Annotated in this window: 22 protein-coding genes and 1 tRNA gene; 13 read left to right on the forward strand and 10 right to left on the reverse strand. The window is 71.6% G+C overall.

What is annotated here, in order from left to right; all coding sequences use genetic code 11:
* Positions 1-132: 132 nt before the first annotated feature.
* The 7 genes from ACGFI8_RS04405 (at position 133) to ACGFI8_RS04435 (ending at position 5,073) form a co-directional block, all read left to right on the forward strand.
* A complete protein-coding gene (locus ACGFI8_RS04405) occupies positions 133-381 on the forward strand; it encodes a hypothetical protein (RefSeq protein ID WP_392799880.1) in 249 nt (82 codons plus the stop codon).
* Positions 378-650: a hypothetical protein gene (locus ACGFI8_RS04410; RefSeq protein WP_392799882.1), complete on the forward strand. Its 273-nt coding sequence runs from the start codon at positions 378-380 to the stop codon at positions 648-650. Before ACGFI8_RS04405 ends, ACGFI8_RS04410 begins: the two co-directional genes overlap by 4 nt.
* Positions 650-940, forward strand: coding sequence for a DUF4326 domain-containing protein (locus ACGFI8_RS04415; protein WP_392799885.1), 291 nt, complete (start codon positions 650-652; stop codon positions 938-940). Before ACGFI8_RS04410 ends, ACGFI8_RS04415 begins: the two co-directional genes overlap by 1 nt.
* Positions 940-1,182 (forward strand): hypothetical protein, encoded by a 243-nt coding sequence (locus tag ACGFI8_RS04420; protein ID WP_392799888.1) that lies wholly within the window; start codon positions 940-942, stop codon positions 1,180-1,182. The genes ACGFI8_RS04415 and ACGFI8_RS04420 overlap by 1 nt, the downstream gene beginning before the upstream one ends.
* A gap of 28 nt (positions 1,183-1,210) precedes the next feature.
* The gene (locus ACGFI8_RS04425; protein WP_392799891.1) at positions 1,211-3,160 is read left to right on the forward strand and encodes a DUF3987 domain-containing protein; all 1,950 of its coding nucleotides are present in this window, start codon (positions 1,211-1,213) and stop codon (positions 3,158-3,160) included.
* Positions 3,161-3,484: 324 nt separating this feature from the next.
* Entirely contained in the window at positions 3,485-3,685 is a 201-nt protein-coding gene (locus ACGFI8_RS04430) for a helix-turn-helix domain-containing protein (protein WP_392799894.1), read from the forward strand.
* Positions 3,682-5,073, forward strand: a complete 1,392-nt coding sequence (locus tag ACGFI8_RS04435; RefSeq protein ID WP_392799897.1) for a tyrosine-type recombinase/integrase — start codon at positions 3,682-3,684, stop codon at positions 5,071-5,073. The genes ACGFI8_RS04430 and ACGFI8_RS04435 overlap by 4 nt, the downstream gene beginning before the upstream one ends.
* An 82-nt stretch (positions 5,074-5,155) precedes the next feature.
* Here the strand turns inward: ACGFI8_RS04435 and ACGFI8_RS04440 are convergent.
* The 3 genes from ACGFI8_RS04440 to ACGFI8_RS04450 form a co-directional block, all read right to left on the reverse strand.
* A tRNA-Met gene (locus ACGFI8_RS04440) sits at positions 5,156-5,229 on the reverse strand.
* A gap of 118 nt (positions 5,230-5,347) precedes the next feature.
* The gene (locus ACGFI8_RS04445) at positions 5,348-8,341 is read right to left on the reverse strand and encodes a UPF0182 family protein (protein WP_392799899.1); all 2,994 of its coding nucleotides are present in this window, start codon (positions 8,339-8,341) and stop codon (positions 5,348-5,350) included.
* Positions 8,342-8,473: 132 nt separating this feature from the next.
* Positions 8,474-9,508 carry a PDZ domain-containing protein gene (locus tag ACGFI8_RS04450; RefSeq protein WP_392799902.1) on the reverse strand — a complete coding sequence of 345 codons (1,035 nt, stop codon included), beginning with the start codon at positions 9,506-9,508 and terminating at the stop codon, positions 8,474-8,476.
* Between the two features lie 56 nt (positions 9,509-9,564).
* Between ACGFI8_RS04450 and ACGFI8_RS04455 the strand changes: the two genes are divergently transcribed.
* Complete coding sequence (locus ACGFI8_RS04455; RefSeq protein WP_392799904.1) at positions 9,565-10,911, forward strand: zinc-dependent metalloprotease; 1,347 nt, start codon at positions 9,565-9,567, stop codon at positions 10,909-10,911.
* Positions 10,912-10,986: 75 nt separating this feature from the next.
* Here ACGFI8_RS04455 and ACGFI8_RS04460 read toward each other — a convergent pair whose 3' ends face one another.
* Complete coding sequence (locus ACGFI8_RS04460) at positions 10,987-11,577, reverse strand: hypothetical protein (protein ID WP_392799907.1); 591 nt, start codon at positions 11,575-11,577, stop codon at positions 10,987-10,989.
* Positions 11,574-12,098 (reverse strand): M48 family metallopeptidase, encoded by a 525-nt coding sequence (locus ACGFI8_RS04465; RefSeq protein WP_392799910.1) that lies wholly within the window; start codon positions 12,096-12,098, stop codon positions 11,574-11,576. The genes ACGFI8_RS04460 and ACGFI8_RS04465 overlap by 4 nt, the downstream gene beginning before the upstream one ends.
* Before the next feature lie 387 nt (positions 12,099-12,485).
* Between ACGFI8_RS04465 and ACGFI8_RS04470 the strand changes: the two genes are divergently transcribed.
* From ACGFI8_RS04470 to ACGFI8_RS04480, 3 genes are all read left to right on the forward strand, one after another.
* A complete protein-coding gene (locus ACGFI8_RS04470) occupies positions 12,486-12,638 on the forward strand; it encodes a DUF5679 domain-containing protein (RefSeq protein WP_190251171.1) in 153 nt (50 codons plus the stop codon).
* 431 nt (positions 12,639-13,069) lie between these two features.
* Positions 13,070-14,131 (forward strand): hypothetical protein, encoded by a 1,062-nt coding sequence (locus tag ACGFI8_RS04475; protein WP_392799914.1) that lies wholly within the window; start codon positions 13,070-13,072, stop codon positions 14,129-14,131.
* A 9-nt stretch (positions 14,132-14,140) separates the two neighbouring features.
* A complete protein-coding gene (locus ACGFI8_RS04480; protein WP_392799917.1) occupies positions 14,141-15,493 on the forward strand; it encodes an ABC1 kinase family protein in 1,353 nt (450 codons plus the stop codon).
* 336 nt (positions 15,494-15,829) lie between these two features.
* Here the strand turns inward: ACGFI8_RS04480 and ACGFI8_RS04485 are convergent, their stop codons facing one another.
* From ACGFI8_RS04485 to ACGFI8_RS04495, 3 genes are all read right to left on the reverse strand, one after another.
* Positions 15,830-16,213 carry a WhiB family transcriptional regulator gene (locus tag ACGFI8_RS04485; RefSeq protein ID WP_350551110.1) on the reverse strand — a complete coding sequence of 128 codons (384 nt, stop codon included), beginning with the start codon at positions 16,211-16,213 and terminating at the stop codon, positions 15,830-15,832.
* A 119-nt stretch (positions 16,214-16,332) separates the two neighbouring features.
* A complete protein-coding gene (locus ACGFI8_RS04490) occupies positions 16,333-16,785 on the reverse strand; it encodes a hypothetical protein (protein WP_392799920.1) in 453 nt (150 codons plus the stop codon).
* A 309-nt stretch (positions 16,786-17,094) separates the two neighbouring features.
* Complete coding sequence (locus ACGFI8_RS04495; RefSeq protein WP_392801163.1) at positions 17,095-19,182, reverse strand: ATP-dependent DNA helicase UvrD2; 2,088 nt, start codon at positions 19,180-19,182, stop codon at positions 17,095-17,097.
* Positions 19,183-19,297: 115 nt separating this feature from the next.
* Here ACGFI8_RS04495 and ACGFI8_RS04500 point away from each other — a divergent pair, with 115 nt between their 5' ends.
* Both ACGFI8_RS04500 and ACGFI8_RS04505 read left to right on the forward strand, forming a co-directional pair.
* A complete protein-coding gene (locus ACGFI8_RS04500; RefSeq protein WP_392799923.1) occupies positions 19,298-19,540 on the forward strand; it encodes a mycoredoxin in 243 nt (80 codons plus the stop codon).
* Between the two features lie 63 nt (positions 19,541-19,603).
* A complete protein-coding gene (locus tag ACGFI8_RS04505; protein WP_392799926.1) occupies positions 19,604-20,203 on the forward strand; it encodes a hypothetical protein in 600 nt (199 codons plus the stop codon).
* Here the strand turns inward: ACGFI8_RS04505 and nudC are convergent.
* Both nudC and ACGFI8_RS04515 read right to left on the reverse strand, forming a co-directional pair.
* Positions 20,181-21,119 (reverse strand): NAD(+) diphosphatase, encoded by a 939-nt coding sequence (gene nudC, locus ACGFI8_RS04510; RefSeq protein ID WP_392799928.1) that lies wholly within the window; start codon positions 21,117-21,119, stop codon positions 20,181-20,183. The two genes, ACGFI8_RS04505 and nudC, sit on opposite strands and share 23 nt — an antisense overlap.
* Positions 21,116-22,396: a M16 family metallopeptidase gene (locus ACGFI8_RS04515; RefSeq protein ID WP_392801165.1), complete on the reverse strand. Its 1,281-nt coding sequence runs from the start codon at positions 22,394-22,396 to the stop codon at positions 21,116-21,118. The genes nudC and ACGFI8_RS04515 overlap by 4 nt, the downstream gene beginning before the upstream one ends.
* Between the last annotated feature and the right edge of the window lie 34 nt (positions 22,397-22,430).

The following is a 22,430-nucleotide window of genomic DNA, read 5'->3' on the forward strand; positions in this document are numbered from 1 at the left end:
GGGTGCTAGCGCTAGCGGCCAGCCCTGCTAGCGCTAGCACCCCCGCTAGCACCACAACCGATCACCCACCTGGGCGCTAGTAGCTAGCAGCCCACGGCCCTTCACGCCCGAAAACCGGCCCTGGAGGCACTTGTGAACCCCCAAACGAAGGTCACTATCACGCTCGTCCTGCTTGCCATCGCCGTCACGCTCGGTTACGCGTTCGCGTGCTGGATCTGGCCGTTCAAGGCCTGCCCGCGCTGCGACGGCACCGGCAAGCGCCGATCCCCGTCCGGCCGCGCGTTCCGCCTCTGCCGCCGCTGCGGCGGCACCGGCCGCCGCCTGCGCGCCGGTCGCTGGATCTACAACCACCTGTCCAACACCCGCCGGGACGCCCGATGAAGCGCCACCCCGACTGGTGCGCACGCGGGCACCGCTGCGGCCTCGGCGAGCACCGCGCCGACCCGCTGACCATCGCCATCCCCGGCTACGGCCGCGCCACGCTCACACGGGTGCGCGGCGCGGACGGGCGGGAGCACGCCGAGGTGCGGCTCACCGTCGCCCTGGCCGACGTCGAGCCGTACGCGCGGGTGCAGCTCCTCGGCGTCGCCACCGACCTGCGGGCGTTGCTGGGCAGGGCCACCCGCGCCAACGCTCGGAGGGCTGCCTGATGCCACAGCGGATTCAGCGGCGCCGCACCCCTGGTTGGCGCATGCCCGCCGGAGCCATCTACGTCGGACGGCCGACCCGGTGGGGCAACCCATTCCCCGCTCTCCCAACTCCGGACGGCAGAGCGGCGGCCGTGGCCCTGTACACCACCTGGCTCACCGCGCGTCCCGACCTGATGGCGGCGGCCCGCCGTCAGCTCACCGGCCGCGACCTGGCCTGCTGGTGCCCGCTCGACCAGCCATGCCACGCCGACGTACTGCTGGCCGTCGCCTCTGAGTGGAGGGATGCCTGATGGGGCAGCGGCTCGACTGGCGCCGCAACCACGTGAACTGGAACCCCAAGCCGTGCCGGATCTGCGGACGTCCCGCGCTGATGTGCGACGAACGCAACGTGCCCTGCCATCTGGTGTGCGCGCAAGCCGAAGCGGACGCGCAGACCGACCAGGGCAGCAACGGCGATGACCGCCTGGCCGTCGTGGTTGACCTGCCCATCGCGCCGGTCATCGACCTGTCTACCCGTCGCCGGATCGCATGATCCGTGACCGTTCTCTGAGGAGCGATCCATGAGTCGAACGACGCACGATCTGGCCGCTGAGCAGGCCGTGATCGGTGCGGTACTGCTCGCCCCGGACGTGCTCGGCGACCTGGCCGTCACGCTCGCGCCGACCGACTTCCACCGCCCGGACCACGCCGCGTTGTGGGAAACGCTGCTGAACCTGCACGCGGCCGGACGCCCGATCGATGCCGTGGCCGTGGCCGCGCACCTCGCCGAGGTGGGCGAGCTGGCCAAGGTCGGCGGCGCCGCCTACCTGCACACCCTCATGCAGGCCGTGCCCAGCGTCGCCAACGCCGGGCACTACGCCGCGATCGTGGCCGACCACGCCCGGCGCCGTCAGGTGGTCGACCTCGGCGCCCAGCTCGCCAACCTGGCCGCCTCCGGCGCCGACGTGACCGACGTGGTCGCCGCCGGGCGGGCGATGCTCGACACCGCCACCGCAGGCGGGTGGCCGACGCTCATCCCGATCGGCACGGGACGGCACCTGCCCGCGTTCCCGGCCGAGGTACTGCCCGATTGGGTCGCCGAGATGGTGTACGCCGTGGCGGAGTTCACCCAAACGCCGCTCGACCTGCCCGGCAGCATCGCGCTCGCCGCGCTGTCCACGGCCGCCGGTGGCCGCGCCGAGGTGGAGGTACGCGGCTCGTGGCGGGAACCAACCAACCTGTTCACGGTCGTCGTGCTGCCGCCCGGCTCGCGCAAGTCGGCGGTGTTCTCCGCGATGACCGGGCCGCTGCTCGGCGCTGAGCGGGCGCTGGTGGAGCGCACTAAGCCGGTCATCGTGGAGGCCGAGCTCGCCGCGCGGGTAGCGGGCAAGGCCGCCGACCGGGCCGCGAACGCCGCCGCCAACGCCGACGCCTCCGGCCGTGACACGCTGCTGGCCGAAGCCACCGCCGCCGCGATGCAAGCCGAGGCGGTCACCGTGCCCGTGCTGCCGCAGTTGGTCGCCGACGACGTGACCAGTGAAGCCGCCGCGTCCCTGCTCGCCGCGCAGGGTGGCCGGTTGGCGGTGCTGTCCCCGGAAGGCGGCATCTTCGCCACCATCGCCGGGCGGTACTCCGGCACCCCGAACCTCGAGGTGTTCCTCAAAGGCCACGCCGGGGACATGATGCGCATCGGCCGGCAAAGCCGCGACGCCGAACACGTCGAGAAACCAGCGCTCACGTTGGGCCTGGCCGTACAGCCTGACGTGCTGCGCGACATCGCCAACATGCCCGGCTTCCGTGGCCTCGGCCTGCTCGCCCGCATCCTGTTCTCCCTGCCGGAGAACACCGTTGGGCGTCGCAAGGTCGGTGCCGACCCGGTACCCGCCAAGGTGGCCACCGCGTACGCGGAGAACCTGTCCGCGCTGGTGCTGTCCCTCGCGGAGTGGACCGACCCGGCCGTGCTGCTGCTCACCGCCGAGGCCAACAAGCGCGTGTTGGACATCGAGCGGACCGTTGAGCCGCGCCTCGCGCCGGGCGGGGCGTGGGGACACATCGTGGATTGGGGCAGCAAGTACACCGGCGCCGTGGTCCGGCTCGCCGGGCTGATCCACCTCGCCGAGCACCTGCGCGACGGGTGGGGCAAGCCGATCGGCGCTGACACCATCGACCGGGCCGCCATGCTCGGCGAGTACTTCGCCGCGCACGCCCTGGCCGCGTTCGACGACATGGGCGCCGACCCGGCCACCCGCAACGCCCGCACCGTCCTGGCCTGGATCGAACGCACCGGCGCCACCGCGTTCACCAAGCGGGATCTGTTCCGCGCGGTCAAGAGCGCCCAGCTCGCCACCGTCGCCGATCTCGACCCGGCGCTTGACGTGCTCGACGCGCACGGCTACCTGCGCCCGTTGGAGCCACCCGCCCGCACTGCCAAGGGCGGACGGCCACCGTCGCCGAGCTACCTCGTGCACCCCGAGGTGCACCGTCCCACCGCCACGGTCCACGCCATCGGCGCGGGACGAAGAACGGCGTGAGGCCACTGACAGAACTGACACAACTGACACAACCCCCTCAACGCCGAGGTTCTGTCAGTTCTGTCAGTTCTGTCAGTGGCACTCCGGCCCGCGCCAACGACCCACCAAACCGACGACCCAACCCCCTCAGAGCCCCTCAGACCGATCGGCCCTAAGGAAGACATCGACATGCGTAAGATCTTGCCGCTGCGGCCGTCTCAGACCCCCTCTCAAACACCCTCATGCGAACCGACCCTCCGCACCCCCGCCGAGGTCCTCCCGCGCGTGCTGGGCGCCCAGCGCAAATCTCAGCCCGTTAGCGGCACCGATCCGAGAGGAGCCGAAGTGAGCGCGCACGCCACCGACGACCTGCCCGCCCTGCTCACGGTGCCCCGCGCGGCCAAGATTCTTGGACTCAGCAGGGCGTCGGCGTACCGCTATGCGGCGGCCGGTGAACTGCCGATCAAGCGCCTCGGCGGACGGGTCTACGTCATCACCGCCATGATCCGCCCCCTGCTCGACGGCACAGAGGAGTTGGCAGCGTGAGCAAGCCGAGGAAGCAACGCCCGGCCGTTCCTGGCGTGACGGTCTATCCGCGCGGCAGGAGGTTCGCGTACAACGTCGACCTTGGGCCGGACCCACTTACGGGAGAACGTCGGCGGGAGTACAAGGGCGGCTTCGCCACGGACGAGGACGCGTGGACGGCTGCCCTGAAGGCGAAGGCCGCCGTGGAAGCGGGTCGGCGCGTTGCACCCTCCAAGCGGACCGTCGCGGAGTTCCTCAACGAGTGGCTATCCGCCGTGCGGGAATCGCTCAAGCCCTCCACCCACGTCAACTACGCCGACTATCGCGACGCGTACGTGGTGCCCACCATCGGAAAGCGGCGGCTCCAAGACATCGATGTGCCGACGCTCAACGCCCTGTATCGACACCTGCTCACCGCTGGTCGGTGCAAGCCCGACAACAACACGACCATGTACGAATACTGGAAAACGCGGCGCCTGGCGGGTGTCGAGCCGACACCGGCAGAGATCGCCCGCAACTGCAAGGTGACCATCTACGCCGCGCGAAGCGCAGTGCTGCGATACCGGCGCGGCCGGGTGCCGGTGGCAAGGGCCGCCGGACTCGCGCCCAAGACGGTCAAGAACGTCCATCGGATGCTGCACAGGGCGCTGAGCGACGCCGTCGCCTGGCAGTACCTGACTTACAACCCGGCCGCTCATGCCAGCCTGCCGCGCGAGCGCAGGCAGCGACGCGTGAAGACCGGCGCGACGTGGACGGCCGAGCAACTCTCCGCATGGCTGACCGTCGCCACCAAGGATCGCGACGCGGGCATGTGGGTACTGGTGGCAACGACCGGCATGCGCCGTTCAGAGCTGGCCGGCGCGACCCGCGCCCTGGTCGACCTCGACAAGGCGACGCTGACGATGGAGGACACCCGCGTTGTGGTTGGCGGCAAGGCCGAGGATTCGGACGGCAAGACGGACAGCAGCTACGGCCGCACCGTCTCGCTCGACCCGGTGACGGTGGCCTACCTGCGCAGGCACCTGGCCATGCTGGACAAGGAGCGGAAGGACTTCGGGACCGGCTACCAGGACCACGGCAAGCTGTTCTGCCACCCGGACGGGCGCCTACTCCATCCCGACACGATCACCCGCCGGTTCAATCGGCTGGTCGACCTCGCCGGAGTGCCCCGGATCAGGCTGCATGACGTACGGCACACCTACGCCACGGTGGCGCTCGACAACGGCGAAGACCTCAAGGTGGTCAGCGACCGGCTCGGCCACGCCAACGTGACCGTCACCGCCCAGATCTACACGCACCGGTCGGTCGGCAGGGACCGTGATTCGGCCGAGCGCATCGCCGGACTGATCTTCGGAGAGGACTGGGCGATGCCACCGACGCCGGACGAGGAGGACGACGAAGCGGCGTAGCTGTACCTCCTGGCTACATATCTGGCTACACAAGACGCGAAAACGCCCCCTCAGGTGATCCCTGAGGGGGCGTTTTTCCTTGTAGCGGGGACAGGATTTGAACCTGCGACCTCTGGGTTATGAGCCCAGCGAGCTACCGAGCTGCTCCACCCCGCGTCGACTTGTTTACATTAGCGCACTCTCGTCCCGACTTCCAAATCGCCAGCGTGTGATCGTGTCGGGCGTCACCCTGGGCCGGCCGGCGGGCGGCCGGCCCGGGTGAAACGGTAGCCGGTCAGCCGGAGGACGGCTGCGGGGACACCGACGGGGAGGCCCCGGCCGATGCCGTCGCGCTCGGGGAGGCGCCCGCCGTCGGGGTCGCGCCGGCCGCCTTCACCGCGTCCTCGTACCTGCCGATGGCGTCCTGCAGGGCCTTGAGCGCCTTGCCGTACGCGTCGAAGTCGCCGGACTGCTGGGCGGCCTTGAGGTCCGCGATCGCCTTGTTCATGGCGGCGATCGCCTCCTGGACCTGCGGCGTGCTCGGCTGGTTGCCGGTCTGGCCCGGGTCCCCGTTCTGGTTGTTGTCCGTCGGCGGCACCGGCGCCTGGCCGGTGACCTGTTTCACCAGTTGCTCCAGGCCCGACTCGAGGCTGTCGGCATACGCCTTGTACGTCGTGCCGTACGCCACCAGTACCTTCTGCAACTGCGGGAACGCCTTGTCGTTCTTCGTGCGCAGGTAGATCGGCTCGACGTACAGCATGCCGTTGCCGACCGGCAGCGACAGCAGGTTGCCGTAGATGACGTCGGAGTTCTGCGACGCGAACTGGGTCAGGTCGCGTCTGGCGTCGGCGATCGAGGTCATGCCGCTGTGGATCTGGTTCGGGCCTGGGGTCGCGGTGTTGGCCGGGAGTTCGAGCACCGTGAAGGTCGGCTTGCCGTCCACGTACGAGGCGGACATGAGCGCCGCCAGATTGCCCCGCTTGCGCGGCGCCACCGCGGCCGTGAGCTGGAAGCGGGCCGATTCCTGACCGGGCAGCTGGGCGACGAGGTAGTACGGCGGCTGGTCGGCCGTCGAGTTCGCCGGGTCCTTCGGTACCTCCCAGAAGTCCTGCCCGGAGAAGAAACCCTCCGGCGTGGTGACGTGGAACCGGCTCAGCAGGTCGCGCTGGACCTTGAACTGGTCCTCCGGGTAGCGCAGGTGGTCCATCAGACTCTGGGAGATCGCCGAGCGCGGCTTGACCAGCTTGCCGCCGAACGCCTTGTTCCAGGTCTTCAGCACCGGGTCGGACTCGTCGAACGCGTAGAGGTTGACCTCGCCGGTGTAGGCGTCGACCGTGGCCTTGACCGAGTTGCGCAGGTAGTTCACGTCCTGGCGGGGCTCCGGGAACACCCGCCCGGCGGTCGAGGAGTCCTGGATCGCCGTGTTCCAGTCGAGCTTCTGCGCATACGGGTAGGTCGCCGACGTGGTGTAGCCGTCGATGATCCACAGGATCTTGCCGTCCACGACCGCCGGGTACGGGTCGCTGTCCAGCGTCAGGAACGGCGCGACGTTGCGCACCCGGGTCTCCGGGTCACGCACGTACAGCACCTTCGACTGGTCGTTGAGCACGCCCGAGAGCAGGAAGTTCGTCTCGCGGAAGTAGGCGGCGTAGAGCAGCCGGCGCCAGAAGTTGTTCACCGCCACGCCGCCGCTGCCGTCGTACGTCGAGTACTGGTCCTCGTTGCCGTTGCCGCCCGTCGGCCGGTCGAACTCGGCGTTGCGGTCGCCGGGCTTGGACTTGCCGACGATCGCGTAGACGTCGCCCGTCTGCTCGCCGTAGTAGATCTGCGGGCGCTGGACGGGGATCTCGTCGACGTCGGAGGAGCACCGCTCACCGGCCTTGTTGTCCGGCTTGCTGGCCTCGCTCAGGAAGCCTGAGACATAGAACGGCTGGCCGCTGCAAACCACCTGGTTGGCCGGCGCGGCGACGAAGCCGTAGCCGTGCGTGTACACGCTGTGCCGGTTCTGCCAGTTGTTCTGCTGCAACTGGTCGTAGCGGATCTCCCGGACGCCGACGACGTAGTCCTGCGTCTTGCCGTTGATCGTGTAGCGGTCGATGTCGAGCTTCGGGTTGAACTCGTAGAAGCCGCGGACCTGCTGCTGCTGGGTGTACGTGTCGCCGACGACGGCCGGGTCGAGCAGCCGGATGTTGTTGACCGTGGCATCCTTGCCGTCGACCAGGCTGCTCGGCGGGTTGGTGTTGTCCCCCGCGTACGGCTGGATCTTGACGTCACGCAGCCCGTACGCCTCACGCGTGGCGTCGATCGCCCGCTGGAAGTACAGCGACTCCTTCTGCAACTGGCTCGGCTTGACCGTGAAGGACTGCACCGCCGCCGGGTAGATGCCGCCGACCGCGACCGCGGACAGCGCGAGCAGGCCCAGCGCCATGCCGGGCCAGACCAGGTTGCGCATGAAGGCGTTGGAGAAGACCAGGATCGCGATCGCCACGACGATCGAGATCCAGGCCAGGATCTCCTTGGCCGGCAGCAGGGCGTTGACGTTGGTGTACCCCGCGCCGTAGAGCTCCTGGGTGGGGAACTTGTCCAGCAGCAGGCCACGCCGGTCGAGGAAGTAGGCGGCCGCCTTGAGCAGCACGAAGACCGCGACCAGGGAGGTGAGGTGGGCGCGGGCCGCGGCGGTCATCCGCTCGCCGGCGCCCTGCAGCCGGACCCCGCCGAACAGGTAGTGCAGCGCCAGCGCGCCGATCAGGGAGAAGACCACGGCCGTGAAGGCGACGCCGAGCAGGTACCGCCAGAACGGGTACTCGAAGACGTAGAACGACAGGTCGACGTGGAACTGCGGGTCGGTCTGGCCGAACGGGGTGCTGTTGCTGAACAGCATCCACTCCTGCCAGTGCCCCTGCGCCGAGAGGCCGGAGAACAGCCCGATCAGGCCGGCCACCAGGATGATCCAGCCGGTCATGTGCGGCAGGAGGAAGAGCCGGTAGCGGTCCAGCGCGTGCTGCTCGGCCGAGTGCGGCCGCAGCAGCGGGCGGGTGCGATAGGCGAGGTACAGGTTGCTGGCGATGACCAGCCCGACCGCCACGCCGAAGATCAGGAACATCCAGATCCGGGTCGTGAGCACCCCGGTGAAGACCTGAGGGTACTTGACCTCGGAGAACCACAGGTAGTCCGCCCACGCCCCGACCACCCGGTCGAACAGCGTGAACAGCAGGAAGACGACCACCAGCACGGCGATCGTGACCCGGCCACGCCGGCTCACCCTGGTCATCGGATTACGCATTACCACGGTCGGCTCCGCCCGTTCGCGTATGGAAACAACTGTTTCTGGTCTGCGCCGCTCCGCGAGGCATGGCGAGGGTCCCCTCCCCGAACCCCCGATGCCGCGCCGCGCGCGCCACCAGAAACTCGTCCAGCCTAGTCATCGGCTACATAGCGTCGGTGTCCGACCAGCCCGCAGCGCATCCAGCGCGGCCAGCGCATCGTCCACGTTGTTCACCTTGATCAATGGCAGGCCGGGCTGCGGGTTGGCCATCGCCTCGGCGCAGTTGCTCGCGGGCGTCAGGAACACCTTGGCCCCGGCGGCCTTCGCGGCGACCAGCTTCTGCGGGATGCCGCCGATCGGCCCGACGTTGCCGGCGTCGTCGATCGTGCCGGTGCCGGCGATGATCATCCCGCCGGTCAGGTCTTCGGGCTCGATCGTGTCGATGATGCCGAGCGTGAACATCAGGCCCGCCGACGGGCCGCCGATCTTGTCCAGCTGGATGCTCAGCTTGAACGGGTGCGGCTGGGTCGTGGTCACCTGCACCCCGAGGCGCGGGTTGCCGTCGTCGCCGGCCTTGGTGGCGATCTCGACCGTCTGCGTCTGGCCGCTGCGGACGATCTCAACCTGGCGCGCGGTGCCGGCCGGCTTCGCCCGCACCAGCTCGGTGAGCTTGTCCGGCGAGTCGACCGCGGTGCCGTCGACGGCCTTGATGACGTCGTCCTTCTGCAGCTTGCCCTCGGCGGGGAAACCGGCGGAGACCTCGCCGACCGTCACCAGGACCGGGTAGCCGAGCTTGCGCAGCGCCACGGTCTCCGCCGAGGTCTGGGACTGCTGGAAGTCGCGGGCGTTGTCCTCGTCGACCTGCTGCTGGGAACGGTCGGGCGGGTAGATCAGTTCGCGCGGTACGACCGCGTGGTCGCTCTGCCACCAGCCGAGCATCGCGTCGAAGAGGGTCAGCTCCGGCTGTACCGAGACGGTCGTCATGCGCAGCTGGCCCTTGGACTTCGTGACCTCCGCGCCCTCGACGCTGATGATCGGACGGCCGCCGGGCTTGCCCGTGTCTGTTCCGAGGGTGTCGTACGTCGGGCCAGGACCCATTTCGACATACGGCACTTGGACCACAGTCGCCTGCCAGGCCAACACCAATAGCAGCAACGCGCCGAACAGCACGGTGAGCCCACGACGTCTCATGGCGGCGAGCCTAGCGCTCCCGGCCCAGTGCACCTGGAAGCGAGTACCGTTGTGGAATGCCCGCAGATATCCCGTTCGGCTTTGGTCCGTCCGGCGGCGACGTGCCGGATCCCAACGATCCGCGCCAGATGCAGCAATTTCTGAGCCAGCTGCAGCAGCTGTTCGCCACCCCCGGCGGCGGTCCGGTCAACTGGGATCTGGCTCGGCAGCTGGCCCAGGCCCACCTGACCGGCGGCGGTCCGGCGGCCGGCATGTCGCAGTTCCCGGTCGGCTTCGCGATGCCCGGCGCGCCCGTGCCGACGGCCGGCGATGACGCCGACACCGATGCGGCCAAACCGGTCGGCGACCCGGCGGTCACCGCCGTTGAGCGCGCCACGGTCATCGAGGCGCTGCGCCTGGCCGATCTTTGGCTCGAACCGGAGTCCTCGCTCCCCTCCGGCGTGCACGCGACCGCCGCCTGGAGCCGCGGCGAGTGGCTCAACCAGACCCTGCCCGTCTGGCGCAAGCTCTGCGACCCGGTCGCGGCGCGGATGGTCTCCGCGATGACCGAGCTGGTCCCCGAGGAGATGCGCGCCCAGATGGGCCCGATGACCTCGATGGTCGCCTCGCTCGGCGGCGCGCTGCTCGGCGGCCAGCTGGGCACCGCGCTCGGCTCGCTCGCCGCGGAGGTGCTCTCCGCCGGCGACATCGGCCTGCCGCTGGGTCCGGCCGGCACCGCCGCGATGGTGCCGGCGAACATCGCGGAATACGGCAAAGGCCTGGAGATCCCCGACGACCAGGTCCGCCTCTACGTAGCCCTGCGCGAGGCCGCCCACCAGCGCCTCTTCGGCCACGTCCCGTGGCTGCGCGGCCACGTGTTCGCCGCGGTCGAGGCCTATGCGGCCGGCATCCACGTCGACCGGGACGCGATCGAGGAGGCGATGAGCCGCATCGACCCGTCCACGCTGGGCAGCGACCCGCAGGAGCTCGTGCTCGAGGGCATCTTCACGCCCGAGGACACCCCGCAGCAGCGGGCCGCGCTGGCCCGGCTCGAGACCGCGCTCGCGCTGGTCGAGGGCTGGGTCTGCCACGTGGTCGACCGCGCGGCCGGCGATCGGCTGCCCGACGTCGTGCGGCTCTCCGAGGCGTTCCGGCGCCGGCGCGCCGCGGGCGGCCCGGCGGAGCAGACCTTCGCCGCGCTGGTCGGCCTGGAGCTGCGCCCGCGGCGGCTGCGCGAGGCCACCGCGCTGTGGAACGCGCTGGCCGAGCACCGCGGCATCAGCGGCCGGGACGCCCTGTGGGGCCACCCCGACCTGCTGCCGGACGAGGAGGCGTTCGCCGACCCGGACATGTTCGCCCGCACCCAGCTCGACCTGAGCGACCTCGGCTTCGGCGACGAGCCGGGCGAGGAGCCGAAGGAGTAGCGAGGACCCCGAGCCCAGGCTCGGGTCACGATCGGGCCGGGTCAGACCGGGACGTCGCCAGTGGCGAGGTCGCGGTCAGGTCAGGATCGCTCTGGTGGCTTCCCAGCCGTCCAGTGCGGGGTCCAGGCGGCGCAGGTCGGACGGGCCGCGCAGGCGGTGCCAGCCGGGCGCCGCGGCGACCAGCGTGGGCTCCGGGGCCGGGCGGCGGGCCGTGACCACGTCGCCCGTCTCCGCGTCCAGCTCGGGCAGCCACTCCGGCAGCGGCAGGCGGGCGGCGGCGCCCAGCAGCCCGCCGTCGTGGGCGGGCGCGATCGCGACCGCGCGGGTCGACAGGGGTCGCAGCAGCTTGCCGATGAGCATGCTCGGCAGGTCGGGCGCGTCGGCGAGCACCACCGCGGCCTTGTCGTGGCCGTCGGCGGCCGCCGCGGCGAGCGCGGCGCGGATCGTGGGGGCCTCGACCTCGTAGATCCGGGTCGTCGGCCAGGCAATCTTGGCGGCCAGCGGAAGGTCCGCCGCGACGGCGGCGATGGCCGTCTGGACGCGCGGCAGCGGGGTCAGCAGGTCGACGAGGTCCTCGGCCATCGCGGCGCGCCACGAGTCCAGGTCGGTGCCCGGCGGGGACCAGGCGACCGGAGCGAGCAGGGCGACGACTGCGGCAACCGTCATTCAGTGATCCCGAGACCGGCCGCCGCTGACACCCCCTCAAGATACCCCCGGGCCCGCTCCGCCTTCGGATAGCGGGCCACGAGCGCCCAGAACGAGCTGCTGTGGCTCGGGATCACCAGGTGTGACAGCTCGTGCAGCAATACGTAGTCGATCACCCAGTCCGGCATCTCCTGCACGCGGTGCGAGATCCGGATGCTACCGTCTGCCGGCGTGCAAGATCCCCAGCGACCGTTCTGGTTCTGCACCCACCGAACGCTCGCCGGGCGGGCGGCCGCGGGGTGATCGGGCAGGTAGCGGGCGGCGAGGCGCTGCGCGCGGGTGGCGAGCTCCGTGTCGGTCCGGCGGGCGCGCTGCTCACGGACGGCGAGGCGCTCCAGCATGCGGTCGACCCATTCGCGCTCCTCCGCACGGGAGAACTGGGCCGGTATCAGCACGACCACCCGCTCGCCGTCGCGGTAGGCAGAAACCGTGCGTCGGCGGCGCTTGCTGCGCCGCACCTCGATGACCGGCTTGCGCGTCATGCCGGCCCCCCTCGGGTACCGCTCACGGGGGAACGCTAGCCGGACGCGGCCATCCCTTCGCAAGGGCCAATCTCGCGGAGCGCGCCCGTAAGTCACCCATTCGTGGTAGCTCGTCGGAAAGATTCCACCGGATGACCGGGCTGTTCCGGGGCCGCGAGGGCCCCCGAGCGGATTTCATCCACAGCAACCCACACCGTTGCCCACACGGTTATCCCCAGGCTGTGCATAGTGTGTACGGTGCGGTTGGAGGAAGATCTTCCGATTACGCTCGGCGTGTCCCGTCTAACCGCACTTTCCCCGAGTGTCCGACAAGGCACACTCACCACGTTGGCCTAGCTGGTCAGCACCGGTGCGCGGGACGTGCCGGACCGAGATGAGGAGGGCATCGTGGCCGAGACTTACAACGGCTACTGCGTCAAGTGCAAGGAGAAGCGGGACTTCGAGGGCGAGATCGCCATCTCGAAGACCGGCATGAAGATGGCGAAGGGCGCCTGCCCGGTCTGCGGCACCACGGTCAACCGGATTCTCGGCAAGGCCTGAGCTCAGCGTCCTCGGCGGTGCCCGGACCCGGAGTTCCCGGCCCGGCGTCCCTGGCAAGCCCCGAACCGGGCCGCACGGCGCAGAGCACGCCGGAAGCCCCGCCCGGGAGGACCCACCTCCCCGCCCGGCCGTTCGGCCCGGATATGTCCGCCACTTCGTGACGGACATATCCGACATTTCGGTTATGCGGCATTGCCCGTGAGCCCCCAGAATCGTCGCGCGGACCCCCAGCGCAACGGCGCGCTTGCGCTGCCGCCCACCGGGCCGCCCGGCCCGGTGGGCGCCCGCCCACGCCCGATGTGTGGAAATGTGGCCTTTACGCCCCCATCCTGTGGATAAACCCGCCACCTGCTGTGGATAACCCCGGCCGACGGTGGATCGTCCTGTGGATAACCGACGCGGGCGGGGGCCGGGCGTGCGAGCGTTCCGGCATGCGACCGACGTTGCTACCCGGACTGCGGCGCCTCTGGCGGGACGAGCGCACGGTCCAGCTGGGCACCGACCCCTCCGCCGCCATCGTGCTGGAGCTACGCCGGCCGGAGCTGGCCCGCGTGCTCGACCTGCTCGACGGCTCGCACACGCTGCAGGCGCTGCTCACCGCCGCGGAGTCGCTCGGGCTCGACGGCGCCGACGTCCTCGATCTGGTGCAGGCCCTGCGCTCGGCGGGGCTGGTGGTGGGCGCGCACGCGCTGGTGCCCACCGGCCTGCCGGGGCCGGTCGGCGCCCGGCTCGCCGTCGAGGCGGCCGCGATCGGGCTACGGCTGCGCGCCGGCGACGAGGCCCGGACCCCGGCCGACGTGCTGCGCCGGCGCACCGCCTCGCGGGTCGTGGTGGCCGGGGACGGACCGCTGGTCGCGCCGCTGGCCACGGCGCTGGCCGGGGCCGGCGTCGGGCACGTACACCCGGTCGTCGAGGGCACCGCGACCCACGCGGACGTGGCCGTCGGCGGGCTCGCCTGTGAGGACGTCGCCGCATCGCGGGCGATCGCGACATGCACGGCGATCGTGCGGTTCGCGCCGGGCGTGGATGTTTCATCGGTACGGTCGGACAACGTCGACTTCGTCGTCAGGGTCGGCGACCGGCACCCGCCCGCGCTGGCCCGCCGCGGCATCCGGCTGCACACGCTGCCGCGGCTGGAGGTCACCGTACGGCTGGGCACCGTCCTCGTCGGCCCGCTGGTCCGCCCGGCCGGCTCCCCCTGCCGGCTCTGCCTGGATCTGCACCGGCGCGACCGGGACCCGGCGTGGCCCGTGCTGGCCGCCCAGCTGGCCACCGCGCCGCCCGGCGTCGGCGAGCCGTGCACGCTCACGACGGCGATGGCCGGGGCCGCATTCGCCGCCGACGAGGTGCTCTCGTATCTCGACGGGGCGTCGCCACGTACCGAGGCGGCGATCGTCGAGATAGCCCGTCCCGGCGAGTTCCGCCGTCGCGAATGGGGCGCCCATCCACGTTGTGACTGCCGTCGCCGTCGTCGAGGTGCGCCGACCGGGTAAGAATGACTTGTGACCGAGATCCCTAGGGGCGCAGTCGCCCGCACCGCACGGCTGGCGTCGCTGCCCCTCGGGCTGGCCGGCCGGGCCGCGCTCGGCCTTGGCAAGCGCGTCACGGGCATGGCCGCCGACGTGGTCTCCGCCGACGTCCAGCGCCGCACCGCCGAGCACCTCTTCAGCGTCCTCGGGCAGCTCAAGGGCGGCGCGATGAAGATGGGGCAGGCGCTCTCCGTGTTTGAGGCCGCCCTGCCCGAGGAGCTCGCCGGGCCCTACCGGGCGGCCCTGACGAAGCTGCAGGAGGCCGCCCCGCCGCTGCCGGCCGCCAGCGTGCACAAGGTGCTGTCCGAGTCGCTGGGCGCGGACTGGCGCTCGATGTTCACGGAGTTCGACGACAAGCCGGCCGCCGCGGCCAGCATCGGGCAGGTGCACCGGGCGGTCTGGGCCGACGGGCGGCTGGTGGCCGTCAAGGTGCAGTACCCGGGCGCCGGCGAAGCGCTGCGCGCCGACCTCAACCAGCTGGCCCGCTTCGCCGGGCTGTTCAAGGCGATCCAGCCGGGCCTCGACGTCAAGCCGCTGGTGCAGGAGATCCGCGACCGCGTGACCGAAGAGCTCGACTACGAGCTCGAGGCCCGGTCGCAGACCACGTTCGCCGAGGCGTTCGACGGCGACCCGGACATCTACGTGCCGCCGGTGCTCGCCACGTCGCCGCGGGTGCTGGTGACCGAATGGGTCGAGGGCAAGCCGCTGTCGGCCATCATCTCCGGGGGTACCGAAGAGGAACGCGACCGCGCCGGGCACCTCATGGCGCTGCTGCACTTCTCGGCGCCGGCCCGGACCGAGATGCTGCACGCCGACCCGCACCCGGGCAACTACCGCCTCCTCGCCGACGGCAGGCTCGGCGTGCTCGACTTCGGCGCGGTCGCCCACCTGCCCGGCGGTCACCCCGAGGTGATCGGCCGGCTGACCCGGCTGGCCCTGGCCGGCGACTCGCAGGCCGTGCTCGAGGGGCTGCAGCAGGAGGGGTTCATCAAGAACGACGCGAAGGTCGACGCGCCGGCGGTGCTCAGCTACATCCGGCCGATGCTCGACCCGATCGCCGAGGAAGAGTTCCAGTTCACCCGCGCCTGGCTGCGCGCCGAGGCGGGGCGGCTGGCCAACCCGAAGAGCCCGGCCTATGCGCTGAGCCGCCAGCTCAACCTGCCGCCGTCGTACATGATGGTGCACCGCGTGACGCTGGGCTCGATCGGCGTGCTGTGCCAGCTGCAGGCGCGGGCCGGCTACCGGGCGATCCTGACCGAGTGGCTGCCGGGCTTCGCCGATCCGGAGGCAAAGCCGGCGGCGAAGAAGGCCCGGCGCCGCAAGTAGCGGCCAAAGATCGCACGGAGAACAACAGAGACGCGGAAACGGGCCCCTCGCGGCGAGGGGCCCGTTTGCCGATCTCAGTGTCGGGTCAGGTGCTGCTCCTGCTCGCGCTTGGCGCGCATCGCGACCTGACGAGCGGACGGGTAAGCCTCAGAGCGCCCCACAGCCTGAGGCCCACGCATTCGCGCGCGCGATAGTGCTTCATGAAGTAGTTGCAAGGACATTGCGAAACTCCTGGGTCGGTTGGTGCGTACATCGGTGCTGATCTCGGTGTGACGAAGCCGGGTCGGTCGCGCGGCGCGCGACGCTCGGCTGGCCGGCAGGCGATGTGCGTTCATGTCAGGCCGCCACCCCGGCGGTGACCGCCGCGGTGCGAGCAGCGACCTCGACCCGCAGGACGGCGTCGCGAGCGACGTCCTCCTTGCGCGGGCGGCCCCGCGGACGCTTGCGCGGCACGACTGCGCCGCGCTCGAAGATCTCGCCACCCCAGACACCCCAGGGCTCGGCGCGCTCGATCGCGCCCGCCAGGCACTCGGCGCGGAGCGGGCACTCCACGCAGAGCGACTTCGCGAGCTCGAGCTCCGCCGGCGAGTCGGCGAACCACAGGTCCGGGTCGAAGGTGCGGCACGGCAGGTCGGACTTGACGCCTCGCGCAGCGACGCGGAGGCGCTCGTCCACGGCCGACTCGACGCGCACGTCGATCGATGCCAAGGCCAGGCTCATCCCGGTCACCCCTTTCTGTTTGTCGATCGTTTGGTGTGATCGTCAGGTGCAAATGAATGAGGCCGCGGATCCCGGTGTCGGGTTCCGCGGCCTCGAGGTGAGCCGGTGAGTCGGTCTTGTTAGACCGGCCTGCCTCGAGGTGGTATGCCGCGGACTCCGCCATTGGGCTTCGGAGCCGTCATGTCGTGCTTCGCGCTGAACCCAGTGGTCCCCTGAACCCGGATTTCGCGCTGGTCGAGCTGAGCCGCCGAAGCGACGTGGATCTCATCGATATTGGTGACGTCGGTGCGGGTCTCCTCTGTGCCTCTCGGCTCGGTGCCCCGAACCGTCAGGTCCACCCGGACCGACCCGGTAGCGACCGCCGCGACGAGCGCGGACGGCGCCGGGGCAGCCTTGACGGCGGCCGGAACGAGAGCCTCGACTGCAGCCGGAATCAGGACCGGGTCCTGAGCCAGGGCGGACTCCTGCCATTGCAGCGAGACGGACGGCGGCGAGACACGACGGGCCGACACGGCCGGCGGGCAGACGGCAGGCGGCAGCGAGTGCCGCTCCAAGGTTGAATAGAGCTTCACGGGTGCCACCTTCTCTCCGCAGACTCGTGGTGGGTCGTCGCCGGTCTTCCGGCGTCGTGTTCGCAGGCTATGCCGTGCCTCAACGGTAGGGCAATCGAATTTCCGGAGAAAGTCCTTGTCACATTTCCACCTGCCCGGCAACCGGTCGAACCGCTTCGTGGTCCGCCGCGTTCGCGCAGCTCAACGGCGCCGAGAGGGCACCGCGACGGCGGAGCGGGGCGCCCGGCGGTCGTTACGCGGGCCGCGAAAGCCGGCACGTCCGGGTGACCTGCCGGAGCCGGGGCCGGAGCGCGGCGGGGGCGGGGAGAGCTACGCGTGCCCGTCGGCGAGGGCGTCGACGGTGGCGCCGCCGATCAATGCGAGGACGTCGTCGCCGTACAACGTCAGCTTGCGCGGGCCGATGCCGGCGATCGCCGCGAGTTCCTCGCGGCGGCCGGGGCGGCGCTCGGCGATCGCCGAGAGGGTGACGTCGGTGAAGATGACGAACGCCGGGACCTTCTGGATCGCGGCCAGCCGGGCGCGCCAGTCGACGAGCCGGGCGAGCAGCTCCTCGTCGAGGTCCGACGGGCAGGTGGCGCAGCGGCCGAGCTTGCGGTCGGCGCCGTTGAACAGCCCGGTGCCGCACACCCGGCAGGAGACGGCCATGACCCGGCGGGCCCGGCCGGCCACGGCGGCCTTGTCGAGCGGGCGGCGCGGGTAGCGGGCGTCGGCGCCGGACGCGGCGGATTGGTCCCGGGTGGTGGGCACGAAGCGGCTCGGGCGCCGCGGGCGGCCGCCGGGCGTGCGGGCGGCGGCGTGGGAGAGCCACAGCGTGTGCCGGGCCCGGGTGACGCCGACGTACAGCAGCCGCCGCTCCTCCTCCACCGCGTCGGGCGTGCGGGCGTGGATGACCGGCAGCGTGCCCTCGGCGAGGCCGACCAGGAACACCGCGTCCCACTCCAGGCCCTTGGCCGAGTGCAGCGAGGACAGCGTGACGCCCTCGACGGTCGGCACGTGCTGCAGCGCCGCGCGCCGGGACAGCTCGGCGTTGAAGTCCTCCAGCGACAGTGCGGGCCTGCCCTCGGCCAGGTTGACCAGCGCGGCGACCGCCTCCCAGCGCTCGCGCTGCGCGCCGCCGGCGGGCGGGACGTCAGGCCGCCAGCCGACCCGCTCCAACGCCGTGTGCACGGTCTCCACCAGGCCGTCGCCGGCCTCGCCGCGGTAGGAGCGCAGGGCGATCATGGCCTCGCGGACCTCGACCCGGTCGAAGAAGCGCTCGGTGCCGTGCAGCACGTAGGGGACGCCCGCCTCGGCGAGGGCCTCCTGATAGACCTCGGACTGGGCGTTGACCCGGAACAGCACGGCGATCTCGCGGGCCGGGGTGCCGGCGGCGATCAGCTCCGCGCACCGGGCGGCCACCGCGGCGGCCTCCTCCGGCTCGTCGGCGAACGTGTGCACGGTCGGCTCCGGGCCGGCCGGGCGCTGGCCGACGAGCTCCAGGCGCAGCCGGGACAGGTCGCCGCGGGCGCGCGAGATGACCGCGTTGGCCAGGCCGACCACCTGCGGGGTGGAGCGGTAGTCGCGGACCAGCCGGACCACCGTGGCCGCCGGGTGGCGGCGCTTGAAGTCGACGAGGTACGACGCGCTGGCGCCGGTGAACGAGTAGATCGTCTGGCTGGCGTCGCCGACCACGGTCAGGTCGTCGCGGTCGCCGAGCCAGGCCTCCAGCAGCCGCTGCTGCATCGGGTTGACGTCCTGGTACTCGTCGACGACGAAGTGCCGATACTGCGCCCGGACCTGCTCGGCCACGTCCGGGTGCTCCTCGACGGCCCAGATCGCGGCGCGGATCATGTCCTCGAAGTCGATCACGCCCTGGGCGCGCTTGACCCGCTCGTAGTGCGCGTACACCTGGGCGACCTTGGCCGCGTCGAACGGCGGCTCGCGCATAGCCTTGGCCGCCGCGGCCGCGTAGTCGTCGGGCTCGATCAGCGAGGCCTTGGCCCACTCGATCTCGCTCGCCAGGTCGCGGGAGGCCTCGCGGTCGGTCTTCAGCCCGGCCCGGGTGGCGGCGAGGGCGACCAGCCGGGCCTTGCTGTCCAGCAGCTCGGGCATGTCGCGGCCGGAGAAGAGGCGGGGCGCGAAGTACCGCACCTGCCGCAGCGCCGCCGCGTGGAACGTGCGCGCCTGCACGCCCTCGGCGCCGAGGCGGCCGAGCCGCTCGCGCATCTCGGCCGCGGCCCGGGCGGTAAACGTCACGGCGAGGACGTGCTGGGCGCGGACCTGCCCGGCCCGGACGCGATGGGCGATGCGGTGGGTGATCGCCCGGGTCTTGCCGGTGCCCGCGCCGGCCAGGATGCACAGCGGCCCCGCCGGGGCGGTCACCGCGACCGACTGGTCCGGGTCCAAGCCGTCCAAGATGGGCCCAGCGAGAATCTCTGAGGAGTCCGCCACAGCTGGACATCATTCCAGCCGGGTGTGACGTTATGCGGTTTTGCGTTCTGTGACCCCGCCGATGCTTCTTGGAGGAAACCCCATGCTGACCATGTACTCGACCACCTGGTGCGGCTACTGCCACCGCCTCAAGACCCAGATGGACCGCGAGGGCATCCAGTACCAGGTCGTCGACATCGAGCGGGACCCGGAGGCGGCCAAGTTCGTCGAGAGCGTCAACGGCGGCAACCAGACCGTCCCCACGCTGCGCTTCGACGACGGGACGGCCATGACGAACCCGTCGATCGTGCAGGTCAAGAAGCATCTGGAAACTGTCAGTAGCTGAACAGGCGCAAATCCGTTACGGTGGCTGGCGAGAAAGCCGGGATGCCTGGGGAGGCCGGCCACCATGCGGGTCGCTCGTCTGTACGCCGCCGTGCGCAACGCGCCGGAGCGACCGAGGGTGGCTGATCCCGAGCGTCGCCGCCGGATCGCGGACTACCTCGCCGGCGGCACCACCATCGGACGCGGCCACGGCCCCTCGGTGCTGCACACCGACGGGCTGTGGCTGTGGCCCGAGCGGTTCGTGGGCGAAATCCTCGAGTCGGGCCTCGCGCCCGAGCCGGACCTGCTCGCGCGCATGCACGCACACGCCTACCGGGCCCCCGCGCCGGCGCCCGGCGAGCGGCTCACCGACGAAGCGCTGCGGGCGTGGCGGACCGGGCCGCCACGGGACCCACGGCTGCTCGTCACCTACTTCGTGCGCGTCGACGCGGAGACCACGGCCGAACGGCCGCTGTCGCTGCTGCGCCGCACGGTCACCCCGACGGGCGGGGTGACCGAGGAGGCGGTGTGGCGGGACCTGGCGTGGCACCCGACCAACGCCTTCGTCAGCCAGCGCATCGACGACGAGCTGCGCGAGGTCGAGCCCGCGCGGGCCGCCGCCGTGCTGGACCTGTGGTGCGCCGCGTGGCACGCCGAGGCGCTCAGCCGTGCAGCCACTCGGTGATCAGATAGTGCGCAATCGACGCGGGGAACGGCAGCCCGAACTCCTTTGACTCGCCGTCGAGCACCGCGGCGATCTCGGTGCGGGTCAGCCAGCGTGCCTCGACGATCTCCTCGACGTCGACCGTGATCGCGGCGCCGGCCGGGGCGAGCGCGTGGAAGCCGAGCATCAGCGAGCCGGGAAACGGCCACGGCTGGCTCGCCACATAGCTGACCTCGCCGACGCGGACCCCGACCTCCTCGAGCACCTCCCGGGCGACCGCCATCTCGGCCGACTCGCCGGGCTCGACGAACCCGGCCAGCGTCGAGAAGCGCGGGACCGTGGCGCCAAGCGCCTTCCACTGCGCGTTGAAGCCGAGCAGGCAGCGCCCGTCGGGTCCGGCCACGCCGTCGTGCACCAGCATGATCACCGCCGGATCGGTGCGCGGCCAGAGCGTCTCCTCGCCGTCCTGCGTCATCCGGACCCAGCCGCCCTGCGCCGCGACGGTCAGCTTGCCGCTCAGCGGGCTGTACGGGTGCCGGGCGTGCCAGTTGGCGAGCCCGACCGCGGTGATGAACAGCCCCGCCGCCAGGTCGGGCAGCGAGTGCCCGACCTGGCGCAGGTTGACCCGGCTGGTGCCGTCGATCGGCGCGGCGTCGGCGGCGACCGCGAAGTACACGGTCCCGTCCTCCTCCTCGCCGAGGAAGAAGCGCTCCCCGGCCGGCGCGCCGGCCGGGTCGATCAGCACCAGCTCCGGCGGATCGCCCGGGCGGACCAGCACGTGGCCGTCGTCGACGACCACGACCCGGGACCGGTCCCATGCGGCCGAGAGCCAAGCCTCGTCGCTACGCCGGTGCGCCGCCCGGTCCAGCGGCCCGCGCGCGAGCGGCGGGCCGGGCCGGGCCCGCGCGCCGACGGCGCCCGGCCGCACGGCCGTCACGACGCTTCGGCCCGGACGACCGGCGTCAGGGCGGCCAGCGAACCCTCGACCTTGGCGGCGTCACCGAGGACCACCGCGGCGGCCCCGGTCGGGGCGAGGTACCGCGCGGCGGCCGCGGCCACCTCGTCCTTGCCCGCCCGGGCCAGCCGCGCCGCGTGCTCGGCCAGGTAGTCCAGCCGCAGGCCGAAGCCGGCGTAGGTGGAGACCAGGCCGGCGAGCCCGGCCTGCGTGGACATGCCCAGCTGCAGCGTGCCGAGCGCGTATTGCCGGGCCTGCTCCAGCTCCTCGTCCTTCGGCGGCAGGCTGGCGATCCGCCCGAGCTCGTAGAGCGTCTCCAGCAGCGCGGGGCCGGTCACCTCGGTGGCCACCTCGGCGGAGAGCACCAGCGCCGAGCCGGCGGCCGCGTGCTCGATGAGCGAGTGCGGGCCGTAGGTGTACCCCTTGTCCTCGCGGATGTTCTCGACCCACCGGGAGGAGAAGTAGCCGCCGAAGACCAGGTTGGCCAGCTGCAGCGCGGCGTGGTCCGGGTGCTTGCGCGTCACCGCCGGCAGGGCCACGCGCAGCGAGGACTGCACCGAGTCGGGCCGGTCGACCAGGGTCAGCGGCCCGGGCTCCAGCGCGGGGACGGGCGGCAGCTCGGCCGCGACGCCGCCGCCGTTCCACTTGCCGAGCATCCGCTCGGCGGCGGCGATCGCCTGCTCCGGCTCGAGGTCGCCGACGACCACGAGCGTGGCGCCGGCAGGGTGCAGGCGATCGGCGTGCAGCGCGCGCAGCTCGTCGGGAACGACCGCCTCGACCTGCTCGGGCGAGGGCGTCTGCACGGCGTACGGGTGGGTGTCGTACATCCGCTTGAGCAGCGCCACCCGGGCCAGGTGGCTGGGCTGGCTCTGCGCCACCCGGATCCGGTCGACCAGCCGGGACCGCTCGGTGTCGACCTCCTCGGCCGGGTACGCCGCGTCGGTCAGCACCTCGGCGAGGATGTCCAGCAGCCGGTCGAGGCCGTCGACGAGGGCGTTGCCGGAGACCAGCAGGCGGTCGGGGTCGGCGCCGGCCGACAGCCCGCCGCCGACCTTCTGCAGCTCGGCGGCGATGTCGACGGTCGACATGGTCGAGGTGCCGGACAGCACCGTCTGGGTCAGCAGCGCGGCCCGCGCCAGGTCCGCCTGCGCGAACGGCACCCGCAGCCGTACCTCCACCAGCGGCACCGACGCGCGGCGCAGCGCGATCACGGTCAGGCCGTTGTCCAGGGTCTGCTCGACGGTGGTGGGCAGCTTCATCGGGCGGTTGGGCCCGAGCACCGGCAGGGCGCGC

This window comes from Dactylosporangium sp. NPDC048998, assembly GCF_043197855.1.
Classification (GTDB): Bacteria; Actinomycetota; Actinomycetes; order Mycobacteriales; family Micromonosporaceae; genus Dactylosporangium.